Here is an 11,199-nt window from a genome sequence, read left to right on the forward strand (position 1 = left end):
TCATATGAAGAGCTCATCCGGGGAGAATTCCCGTGGCAAGGTCATTGTCGTAGGTGCCGGGATCGCCGGCTTGGCCTCCGCGTTCCGCCTACGCCAGGCCGGGTTCGACGTGCTGGTGCTGGAGCGGAACCAACGGGTCGGCGGGCGAATGACGACGGTCGAGCAGGACGGCTATCTGATCGACGCGGCCGCCAGCGTATTGCCGACGACGTACCGGCGGACGATGCGACTCATCGGCGACGCGGGTCTCGCCCCGGATGTGCTGCCGACCTCCGATCTGCTGGGTATCGCCCGACCCGAACGGATCCACCGCATTCACGCGAGCAAACCCCTCGACCTGCTGAAGACCAGGCTGCTCGACGTGCCGTCGAAAGCAACTCTGGCCAGGGCTCTCGTCGACGTGTTCCGTCACCGCGCCGCGGTCGCGGAACCGGGGTCGCGAGCTGTGGACAGCGTAGACGTGGAGTCGATAGACGAGTACGCCCAACGCGTCCTGAGCACCGACGCGCTCGACTACTTCGTTCAGCCATTGGCGGGTGACTTCTACCTGACGCCAACCGGGGAACTGTCCGTCCTGAACCTGTTCCTCCTCCTCAAGACAATGGTGGGGGCCGGTTTCGTCAACTCCTTCCGTGGCGTGCGGTTCCTGCCGGAGGGCCTGGCGAGGAACCTGCCCGTCGAACTGTCGGCGACGGTGACAAGCGTCGAAGAGAACGCCGCGGGTGTCACCGTGACCTGGGATCGGCCGGGCGCGGCGGAACAGACCGACCACGCCGACGCCGCCGTGATCGCGGTACCCGCGGTGCACGCCCACGGGATGCTGCCGCAACTCGACGCGGGCCAACGGGAGTTCCTGAAAACCGTGCCCTACGCCAGGAGCATGGTCGTGACGCTCACCCTCACCCACCGAACCGCCGAACAGTCAATGTGGCTCACGGTTCCGGACCACACGCACCCAGACGTCAACGTGGTGATCCTGGACCACAACAAGGCCCCCGGCAGGTGCCCGGCAGGTGCGGGCATGGCGACCGTCTACTGGCACCGGGGTTGGGCGGCCGCCCATTGGGACCTGGCCGACGACGAGGTCCTGCCGAAGGCGATCGCCTCCGTGCGGCAGGTGCTGCCCGACATCGAGGGCCGGGTGGTCAGCGGTCATGTGTGGCGATGGGACCCGTGCACCGTGGCGCGGCCGGTTGGCGGGTTTCGTGCGCTCGCCGACTTCAACGAGCGCCTTGATCCCACCGCACGCATCCAGCTCGCGGGTGACTACTTCGCGATCACGACGGTGGAGAACAGCCTGACGTCAGGCGAACGCGCCGCCGGCCGGCTCATCCGCGGTCTGCCCGGACCGAGGTCCACTTCCGTCATGTCCATGGAGGCACCATGACTCAGGCGACCATCGGATCGCCTCCAGGCCGGCGGTGGCTGGTCGGCCATGCGCTGAAGATGCGCGCCGACGCCTTCACGGTCATGGATTCCGCCAGGGACTGCGACATCGCCGTGCTCTGGTTGGGGCCGAAGCCCGCCTATGTGATCAGCCACCCGGAGCTGATCCATCAGTTGCTCACCGCCGAGGACCGCAACCTCGACAAGGGTCCGCTCTACGAGAACCTCGCCGCGCTGATCGGCGTCAGCATCGGCACCATGATCGGTCACGAACACCGGGTCCGCCGCCGGATCGTCACACCGGCCTACGCACCGAGTCCCCGTGTCATGGCGAACACCGCGGCCGAGGTCGTCTCGTCGTGGCGACCCGGACAGATCTACGACATGGCCACGGAGATGCGTCGCTACTCGTTCATGGTCATGGCCAGGACGTTGCTCGGCGGTGCGGTGACCGCCAGGACCGAAGCCGAGTTCGTCGAACTGCTTCCCATCGCCCTGACCGGCATCGCCAAATTCATGGCCGACCCCACCGGGATGCTCAAACACCTGCCGACTCGGGACAACCGGCGGATCAACGACGCCCTGTCGCGGCTCAAGGAGATCGTCGAGGACGTGCTGGGCGAATACCGCCGAGGCGGAGGCGACGGCGGCGTGCTGGCGGCGCTCACCGACGCCAAGGACCCTCGGACCGGTGAGCCGCTGGGCGCCGACGAGATCCGCAACGAGGCCATGGTCATGATGTCGGCGGGGTCGGAAACCGTCGCGGGCGTGCTGACGCACGCATGCAGCATCATGGCGCAGGACCAAGCCCTCGCGGCAAAACTGCGGGCCGAAGCTCGAGAACACATCGCTGACCCCACCGACTTCGAGGAGCGACTACCCGCGCTGACGTTCACGAAGAGGGTGGTCACCGAGATCCTGCGCATGTTCCCTCCCGGCGCGCTCATGTCCCGGCGGGCCATCGTGGATCTCACCCTCGGCGGCCATCAGATCCGCGCGGGTTCACCCATATTCTTCTGCCCGTACCTCCTGCACCGTCGCACCGATCTGTTCGCGGACCCCGACGTCTTCGATCCCGACCGCTGGCTGCCAGAACGCGCGGGCACACTGCGGCGCGGCTCCTTCATGCCTTTCGGGTCCGGCGCGCACATCTGTGTCGGCGACCAGATCGCCTGGCAGGAAGCGATGATCGCGACCGCCACGATCAGCAGGCGATGGCGTCTGGCGCCCGCGTCGGACCAGCTCCCCAGACCGGTGTTGGCGCCGACGCTGAACCTCGATGCCGTTCCCGTCACGGTTGAACCACACGAAAACGCACAGGAGGTGATCAACGGTGTCCGGATCGCAGACTGAACCGGCCTCGGACCCGTTGGTGCGCGCGGCCACAGACCTGGTGCCACTCCTGCAGTCGAGGGCCGACGAGGCGCGCTCGCTCGGCCGGTTGACCGACGACGTCGTGGCCGGGATCGCAGACGCAGGACTCCTTACTCTCCTGGCTCCCAGGAGCAGAGGCGGCGCTCAGGCATCTCTGGGCACGTTCGTCCGAGTCCAGGAGGAACTCGCCCGTGGCTGTGGCTCAACGTCCTGGGTGTCAGGTGTGTACGCCGCCGCTCTCTACATGATCTGTTCGTTCCCGGACGAGGCTCAAGACGAGGTCTTCTCAGCCGCCCATCCCAAGAGCGTGGCCGCGTTCAGCCCGGAAGGCATCGCGATACCGGTTCCCGGTGGCTACCAGTTAACCGGGACGTGGCGGTTCTGCTCAGGACAGCACCACGCGGACTGGGCGCTGCTGTCCTCGATCGTCATGACCGAGGACGCCCCGCCTCAGCCAGCGCAGTTCCTGGTGCCACGGGCCGACTGCGTGAGCGCCGACGACTGGCAGGTCAGCGGGCTGTCGGGCACCGGGTCGAACACGTTGACGGTCGAGGACGTCTTCGTCCCGGAGCACCGGGCGCTTCCGTTCGCCGACCCCACCGCGGTCAATACGCGCTCGGTTGCCCTCGCCGCCGACCCCTACTACGCGATGCCTTTCATCCCGTTGTTCGTGACCGGCGCCACCGGCACGCCACTGGGCCTCGCAAGCGCCGCCGTGGACTTGTTCGCCCAACGGGTGCACCAGCGTGGGATCACCTACACCCAGTACGTGAGCCAAGCCGAGGCCGCCGTCACCCACCTGCGCATGGACACGGCGGTGATGAAGCTGGCGGAGGCCAGGTTCCACGCCGAGCGTTCGGTCGCGACGGTCGCGGAGGTGGCCGCGGATCCGGCCAACGTCGCACTGCGGGTCCGCTGCCGCGCCGACGCGGCCTGGGCCACCAAGCTCTGTCGGGAAAGCATCGATGAGGTCGCCCGAGGCTCCGGTGCCAGCGCCCTGCACCACCGTGACCCGTTGTCCCGCATCACCGCCGACAGCGAAGCACTCGCCCTGCACTCCTTCCTCCTCCACAGCACCAACTCCGAACTCCACGGCAGGGTCCTGTGTGGACTTGATCCCTTGGTGCCGTTCATTTGATTCCATCCGGGCCACGTCGGCGGCCACGCTCTTGTCCCCGCACTGCTCAGCCAAGGCGCACCGCTCCCGCGTAACCGGTCGTCCACATCGGGCTGATCTTCAGGACATCCCCGGATTCGGGGCTCTGGACGACCTTCCCGCCACCCAGATAGATCGCCACGTGGTGCACGGTTGGCAGATCACGGGCATCGTAAGCCCAGAACACCAGGTCGCCCGGCCGAAGCGCACCCGGGCCCGCCGATGCGGGGATGCTATGGCCGGTCGTCGCCTGAGCACGAGACGTCCTGGGCAACGAAATGCCAGCCGCCGGGTATGCCTGACCGGTGAGGCCCGAGCAGTCGAACGCGTCCGGCCCCTCGACGCCCCACCCGTACGGCTTGCCCAACTGCTTGCGGGCGAACGCGACGGCGCGCGCCGCCGGGGGGGGGTGTCCCTATGGTGGTTGTCAGGCGTTCGGCGGCTCGGATGGTGGTAGAGGGCTCGGTTGCGGAGCATTGCGAAGAGCACGTCGCACCGTCGGCGGGCGAGGCAGATGAGGCGGCGTTGTGCTTCTTGCCTTCGGCTCTCTGGCGGTCGTAGCAGGCGCGGCGTCCCCAGTTTCGAGCCGGATGACAGCTGAGTGGTTCGTGGCAGCGCTGAGGAGGAGAGGCGGAAGGGAACCGCGACGCAAGCCGACGCGCGGGAGCGCGGCGCGTCGAGCAGGATCGCGTTCCCGGAGCGCGCCGGTTCTTGCTGAGCCGGTCGCGCACCAGTGTCATGCCAAGCGGGAAAGCCGTGGTGGCGGACGCGTGCCTCGCGATCGCCGTGACCCGCAAATGCAGGAATCGATCCGGGCCGCGGGCGTTGCCTCCGGTGGCCGGCATCGGACCTCTGCGCCCTGGACTCTCACACCGCACTTCGATCCGGCGTGCGTTCCCGCGCTCGGGTGGGCGTGAGGCCTGCGACCGCCGCGCCTCCTCGGCCGACGCGGCCAGCTGGCCAGAGCATTCCGTGCAGCTCCTGTTGGACAGATAGCACTCGTGGAGTGCGGGTAGTCGCTCGCCTCGATAGCGTGACAGCCGCACACCGGCCATCGCGAGGAGCGCGACATGAACTCCGGGCAGGACCAGCAACGCCCCGCGGCGGCTCCGCCGAGGACTGCCTGGGACATCGGCGAGCCGCAGCCGGCGATCGTCCGCCTCGAAGCGGAAGGCGGTTTTCGTGGCGAAGTGCTCGACGCCGGCTGCGGCTACGGCGAGAACGCGATCTACCTCGCTTCGCGCGGCTACCGGGTGACCGGCGTCGACAACTCCCCGGAGGTACTCGCTGCCGCCCGCGCCCGCGCCGCAGCGGTCCGGGCGCCGGTCACCTTCGCGGAGGCGGACGCGACCCGCCTTCGCGACTACCGGGGCCGGTTCGGCACCATCCTGGACAGCGCGCTCTACCACACTTTCGACGAGCCGACGCGCCATCGGTACCTGGCGGCACTCGGCCAGGCGGCGATGTCCGGAGGGACGCTGAACCTCTTGTGCTTCGCCGACCAAGGCTTCGTCGCCGGTCCCGGACCGAACCGGATCACCGAGCAAAACCTCCGCGAGACCGTCACCGGAGGCTGGCAGATCACCCGGCTCGTGAAAGTCCGATACACCGTCGCAGCCACCCCGTACGCGTCGAGCGCGGCTCTTGTCTCCAAGCCGGAGACTGACAGCAAAGGCCGGATCGTCGAACCGGCGTGGCTGCTGACCGCCCGGCGCCGGTAAACCGGCCCCCGGCCAGCGCTGGCCGGGCAGCCTGCCGACCTTCGGCAGCGTAAGCGACTCCCGACGACCGGGTGGCGGTCGGGGAGGCCCGATGTCGAGGACGGGACCTGGCACGTGAGCGGCAGGACTATTCGGCAGGGAGAGCGGAGTGCACGATATGCCGGGCGTGCATGACCCCGACCTGGAATCCACTGTCCCGGCCGAGGTCGGCGCGGATTGGCGACATGGAGTCGACGAGGAGCCGGGTGCCCGTCAGCCATCGCCACGCGTACCCGGCCAGATTCCGGTCCGGTGTGGACAGTTCCGCCAGCAGCCGGGTCAGCTGGGCCGAGCACCAGGCAAGCCATCGGGTACCGTCCGCGAGATGAGTCGCGGCGGTACGAAGCTGGAATTCGGGTGCGCAGCCAGCCGGATGACCTCCGGCCAGAAACGACAGCGCGAGCACGTCGCGTGCGGCTCGATAATGGAATGTCGCCCGGGACACCTGGCCGTAGGTGCTCGTGATGAGGGCCTCTGCCCGGTGTTCCAGGGAGAACCACAGAATCGGGACGTCGGTGCCGGAAGTCGCGGACACGTCAGCGGAAAGAATCGCCGCATGCGCAGGATCCGCCGGCCTGGGGATTGTCGATGACGAACCCCTGTTTCTCGATGGTGTCGACGAAGTCGATCACTGCACCTTCGAGGTATGGGGCGCTTTTCTGATCGACGACGAGTTCGAAACGGACGACGCCGGGTTCGGCGGTCTGACAATCGCGGTTCTCAGCCATTGGCTGCTCCGTTCTCGCTGCCCTTGCCCGCGTCGGCGGGTTCGTCAAAGGCGGTGACCTGGTCGGTCTCGAACAGTCGGTCGTCGAAGAAGAGTTGGTAGCGCAAGCCGGCGCAGCCGCCTGGCTGAACGGCGATCCGAAGCCGCAGGTCGCTGCGCCCCTCCTGGGACAGCAGGACTTTGACCTTTTCGACGGCTGCGGGAGTCAGGGTGATGCCCGTGGTGTTGGCGGTCGTTTCCGGAAGGCTGGTCACGGCGGTGAAATCTAACAGCCGTACGCTGGCTTGCCCACTGTGCGGCGGGCCGGGCGGGGATTCGGCGGAGAGGTCTGCCCGAATGTCCCGACCGGTGTGGCCGATGCCCGGCGATGTCGCGAAAATGATTCATTATCGAATCACCGGTAGCCGCCGGATGTCGTTGAGGCACTGTGCTTGTGCATTCGTCACGGTGCGGGCGGCGATGATGGATCCGGGTGTTCCAGTCCTGATAAAAAGGAAAATCTGTGCTTTTTGACAAGGCTCGGTGTTGCTGAGCCGTCTTGAACGGGAGTTTCGTGGCGAGGGTGCTAGCTGTTACGCCGATTTGGTATGCGCGATTGGAGCCCATTCGCGAAACGAAGCAGGTTCGGCGAAGGCCGGGTGGTTGGCCGATCGGCATGGGCGGGGGCAACCTGTCGAGTCCGGTCGGAAGCGCGGCCACAAAATCCGAAATCGCATGAGCGACTGGGCCCGCTTGAAAAGACTGCTTGAGCAGGGAGACGCCGCGCAAGTAGGTGATTTCGTCACTGATCTCCCGGAGGGCGTGCGGGTAGGGCTCGGCAATCAGCTGCGCGGGTTCGAGCGGGCGCGCCGGATCATGGGCGGCATCACGACTGGCGGTCAGGCGGACTCGTTGGTGCTGGCCGCTGCTGGTCTGCTTCGGCAGGCGGACCTCGTCGCCCGCTGGATCGGGGTGTACGGGAAGAATCCTGGCGGCCGTTCCGGGCTTCCGGTACGGCAGTTGCTCCTGCGATTGCTGAGGCAGTGGGGTCCGGAGTCGCTGAGCTGGCTGGTCGAGCGGCTTTCCCGGCTGCCGACGATCAGCGCCGACCAGATCTGGCTGATCGGGACGCTCGCCCGGGAAACCGGTGTCCTGGTCCCGCCGACCGACCAGGCCGTGCTTGGCTGGGTACGCGCGCCCCGGCCGCCGGGCGGCCCTGAGTGGGACTCGGTCGTGCTTCGCGTCGTCGAGGTGCCCGGTGCCGCTTGGCATTACGCCGGGAGCAACGGAGAACGGCTAGGCGAGCTGCTGCTCGCTGCGACGTCCGGAGATCGCCTCGGCCGCGAGGAGATCATCGACAGATGCCTGGCCGCCCTGGGCCGCCGCGGGTCGGCCGCCGACGTTCGCGGGTGCCTGACGATCTACTCGCGCCTCGCTGTCACCGCCGAAGAGGCCGCGGAACGGACAGCGGGGCTCGCGTACTTGACGGCTCGCGGGTACGAGCCGGTTGCCCAGACGGCACTCGGGGAGCTTTGGCGGATCGACGAAGCTGGATTGCTCGGTGCGGATTGGCTGCCGGAGGTGGCCGACGGGATCTTCGCCCGAAGCGAGCGGAAGCTGACGATTCTTCAGCTGGAGTGGCTGGATGCGGCACTCGATCGCCAGCCGGAGGCTGCCGGCTCGCTGCTGCATCCGGTCCGGGCTTTGACGGGTGACCGCGATCAGGCTGTCGCGGCCTCTGCGGCGAGGCTGATCGCGCGGCATCTGAAGTCCGTGTCGGCGGGGGTCCGGCGGTGCCTGACCGGCGAGGTCTTTCAACCGCACGCGATCGCTGGCTGTGACGGCGAAAGTTCCGTGCCGCGCTCCGGAGGACGAGGGTTGCGGAAGGAGTCTGTCTCTCGCGCGTCAGCATTGGACCTTGTCGGCGAAGTCGCCGCTGTTCTGGACGCTAGGGGCGGCACGGTTCGCCCGGCTCTCTTCGAACGGGTGCTGGCTGGTCTGGTCGGTTCCGCTTGTGCCGACCCGGAGGCGGTGCGTGCTGCTTTCGCCAGTTCAGACCTGCCGGTCGCGTCGCCGGCCAGCTGGCGCGAGGTGCTCGCGTCCGAACGAGACGAGTTCTCCGAACTCGGGTTCGCAGTGACCGTCGTCGTGCACGCGGCGGGCTCGGCGCCGAAAGGCGCGCCGTTTCCGGACTCGGGAACGCTGGCTGCGGGCGATCCCTGGCGGCAGAAGATCCGGCAATGCGAAGAACCGGGCTCGGCCGATTCCGGTTCGCGTCCGGGAATGGTGCTGCTTCGGTTGCACGAGATGGTCGTCGGGCTGGCGCATGCTCCGCGTCCGTTCCTGATGGCGACGCCCAGCGAAGCGAACGGCTTGGTCGACCCGGGGGTGCTGGTGGATCGAGTGCGCCGCGCCGCGCGTGAAGGCTGGCAGCCGTGGCCGCACGACTTTCGGCAAGGGCTGTTGCGATTGCCCGGAGGGCGGGAGGACGCCTTGGCGAAACGCGCGCGGGCAGCGGACACGGCGGCCGGGCGGGAACTTGCCCGATGGTTGGCCGGCGACCGGGAAATGAGGACGCTGAAGCTGTTGCCGGCGATCCGCGGCCGAAGCGGCGGATTTGGCCGATGCCCGGAATTCATGTGCTGCTGGCCGGCCGTGCTGCCGTCCGCGCGAGAGTTGGTCGCGCGGACTCTGCTGCCGGCCTTCGGCCCGGCGGTCGCGGGCGGGGCGCCGCGGGGGCCGGTAGTGCATGCGCTCGCGGACATCGAGGGGCCGATCGGCGCTTCCTCCCGCCTAATTCTGGGGTACGGCCTCGGGAGCTCGGATCCGGTTGACCGCGAGGAGGCGGTCGACGCACTGCGGCGCCTTGATGAACGCGGCGACCTCGACGCGAGCCTCGTCGGCGAAGAGATCGCCGAGCTGGCGTTGACTGAGCATTCGATGCCGTTGACCGAGGTGGCGGCTGGGTTGCGCCGGCTGGCGGTCCTCGGGGCGAACGGATGCGCGTGGCGGATCGCCTCGGCTGCGTTGTCGAGGCTGCTGCTTCCCGCCGCGCGACCGGCCGGGTTCGCCGAACTGGTTCGCTGCGCCGGGGAATTGGCAGATGCCGCCGGGCCCGAAGACCGCTACCCGGACATCCTGCGCGCCGCCGAGACCGGGGACCCTTCCGCTGAGGCGCACTCCGCGCTGGTACGGCTGGCCGAGCAGCTTCGTGCACGTCGGCGGTCCGGAGAGGAATTGGGCAGATGACGGGACCTTCGCCCTACGGTATCGACGTCACAGTGAGGTTTTCTCAGTAGGGCGGGGCGGGGTGTGTGTCGCCTAGGGCGTCTGAGGTTCACCCAGGGTAGCGGACACCGAGTTGGCAGGTCGCGTTGTCCTGCTGGAAGGATGTCTTCATACCTGCTCGCAAGCGCCGGTCGTACCCGGCCGAAGGTCGAGGCTGCTCATCGCGTGATCGATTCCGGGCGGACGATCGCCGAGGCTGCCCGTGAGCTGGGGATCGACGCGGGCATGTCGAGCGTCTGGGCCAAAGACGAACGACGCCGGATCACCGCGGCCGAGGTCCACGGGGACACACCCCCGGGGACGGCCGAGCGGGCGGAGCTGCTGCGGCTGCGCGGGCAGGTCGCCGAGCTGGAGAAGGACAATGCGTTCCTGGTAAAAGGTGTGCCACGAACACGGGAGGCTGCGTGAAGTAAGTCAGGTAGCTGAGCGTGGTGCTGTGCGGATGATGAAGGATTTGTGGCCCTTTGGAGTCGCCTGTCGGGCGGGAGACTCCAAACCGCCTCATGCTGCGTTGGTTGATGACCGTCGTGGTGAGCGATGAGGAAAAGGCGCTCGTTGGAGGGCGTCAGGTGGGGATCAGGAAGACGAACGCGAGTGAATCGCTGATGACGTGTCGAAATGGAAACAGATGACATCGAAACCGGAGCGACTTTTGGCGCCGGGATGAATCTGGCAGGTGTCCCGATTTCTGGCCAGGCGGTGTCCGGCATGGGGGCGACGTGAGCCTGATCTGCGGCGTTCGCATGGAGCGTGGGAAGGCATGCCCCGATACGGCTGCTTCGGCGGTGAGAGGGAGTGCGCCAAGCAGCGAAAACTGTAAGGCGTTGAGTACCGATGCGGGGCGTGCTGGCGGACCGGTTCGTAGTAGTGGTGAAGCATCTGTAATGGTGTGGAGCGAAGGGGCCGGACCATTCGGGTCGCTGATGCGGTCAACCGGCGACGGCCGGGAGGAGCCGGATGAGTCGACCAGGGTTGTCGATGAAGCCGTTCGAAATTTCGAAATGGGTTTTTGCGGAAGCGTTTAGCAGGGTAAGGGCCAATAAGGGCGCCGTCGGGGTCGACGGTATGTCGATCGAAAAATTCGAAACAGATCTGCGGAATAATCTCTACAAGGTCCGGAATCGGATGTTGTCGGGGACGTACTTTCCGCCGCCCGTGCGGGCGGTAGAGATCCCGAAAACCGGTGGCGGAGTTCGTGTTCTGGGTGTCCCGACGGTTGCGGACAGGGTCGCGCAGAGTCGCTGATCTGGCCGATCATCAGTTCGAGCGAGGTCTCCGGACTGGACAGGTTGTTTACCGCGTTGCCGTCGAACCTTCAGCCGACGGCCGTCTCGGGCCCGAACGCTGGCCCTCCGCCGAGCATTCTGGACAGGTCGGGCCGACAGATCGGGGCGGCGGTGGGGGCCGCTCGCGGTAACGCGGCCAACGACTGGATGCTTCCGGTCGGACCCAGTGCGTACCGCAGGCAGCAGGCTTCGGAGCCGCTAACCGGCGCTGACGGAGATCGAGGCCCGGCCGAAACGCTGAAA

The 11,199-nt window shown here is 67.4% G+C and carries 8 protein-coding genes and 2 pseudogenes; 6 read left to right on the forward strand and 4 right to left on the reverse strand.

Annotated features, from left to right (window positions below; genetic code table 11):
* Positions 1–4: 4 nt before the first annotated feature.
* Genes ACZ7SW_RS35790 through ACZ7SW_RS35800 form a run of 3 tightly spaced genes read left to right on the forward strand, consistent with a single transcriptional unit; the run spans position 5 to position 3,898 of the window.
* Positions 5–1,387: a protoporphyrinogen/coproporphyrinogen oxidase gene (locus tag ACZ7SW_RS35790; protein WP_470234797.1), complete on the forward strand. Its 1,383-nt coding sequence runs from the start codon at positions 5–7 to the stop codon at positions 1,385–1,387.
* Complete coding sequence (locus tag ACZ7SW_RS35795; protein ID WP_470234798.1) at positions 1,384–2,739, forward strand: cytochrome P450; 1,356 nt, start codon at positions 1,384–1,386, stop codon at positions 2,737–2,739. The genes ACZ7SW_RS35790 and ACZ7SW_RS35795 overlap by 4 nt, the downstream gene beginning before the upstream one ends.
* A 40-nt stretch (positions 2,740–2,779) precedes the next feature.
* Positions 2,780–3,898 carry an acyl-CoA dehydrogenase family protein gene (locus ACZ7SW_RS35800; protein WP_470234859.1) on the forward strand — a complete coding sequence of 373 codons (1,119 nt, stop codon included), beginning with the start codon at positions 2,780–2,782 and terminating at the stop codon, positions 3,896–3,898.
* Positions 3,899–3,944: 46 nt separating this feature from the next.
* Here the strand turns inward: ACZ7SW_RS35800 and ACZ7SW_RS35805 are convergent, their stop codons facing one another.
* Positions 3,945–4,283, reverse strand: a complete 339-nt coding sequence (locus ACZ7SW_RS35805; RefSeq protein WP_470234799.1) for a C40 family peptidase — start codon at positions 4,281–4,283, stop codon at positions 3,945–3,947.
* A 60-nt stretch (positions 4,284–4,343) separates the two neighbouring features.
* Positions 4,344–4,485, reverse strand: a pseudogene (locus tag ACZ7SW_RS35810) (IS110 family transposase); the annotation flags it as partial.
* A gap of 501 nt (positions 4,486–4,986) precedes the next feature.
* Here ACZ7SW_RS35810 and ACZ7SW_RS35815 point away from each other — a divergent pair.
* The gene (locus ACZ7SW_RS35815) at positions 4,987–5,637 is read left to right on the forward strand and encodes a class I SAM-dependent methyltransferase (protein WP_470234800.1); all 651 of its coding nucleotides are present in this window, start codon (positions 4,987–4,989) and stop codon (positions 5,635–5,637) included.
* A gap of 127 nt (positions 5,638–5,764) precedes the next feature.
* On the opposite strand, the gene ACZ7SW_RS35820 is transcribed toward ACZ7SW_RS35815, so the two are convergent.
* A complete protein-coding gene (locus ACZ7SW_RS35820) occupies positions 5,765–6,211 on the reverse strand; it encodes a hypothetical protein (RefSeq protein ID WP_470234801.1) in 447 nt (148 codons plus the stop codon).
* Between the two features lies 1 nt (position 6,212).
* Positions 6,213–6,675 (reverse strand): annotated as a pseudogene (locus ACZ7SW_RS35825) (HesB/IscA family protein).
* Positions 6,676–7,117: 442 nt separating this feature from the next.
* Here ACZ7SW_RS35825 and ACZ7SW_RS35830 point away from each other — a divergent pair.
* Complete coding sequence (locus tag ACZ7SW_RS35830) at positions 7,118–9,631, forward strand: hypothetical protein (RefSeq protein WP_470234802.1); 2,514 nt, start codon at positions 7,118–7,120, stop codon at positions 9,629–9,631.
* 141 nt (positions 9,632–9,772) lie between these two features.
* Entirely contained in the window at positions 9,773–10,078 is a 306-nt protein-coding gene (locus ACZ7SW_RS35835; protein ID WP_470234803.1) for a hypothetical protein, read from the forward strand.
* The last annotated feature ends 1,121 nt before the right edge of the window (positions 10,079–11,199 follow it).

The organism is Amycolatopsis sp. NPDC114484, assembly GCF_055633755.1.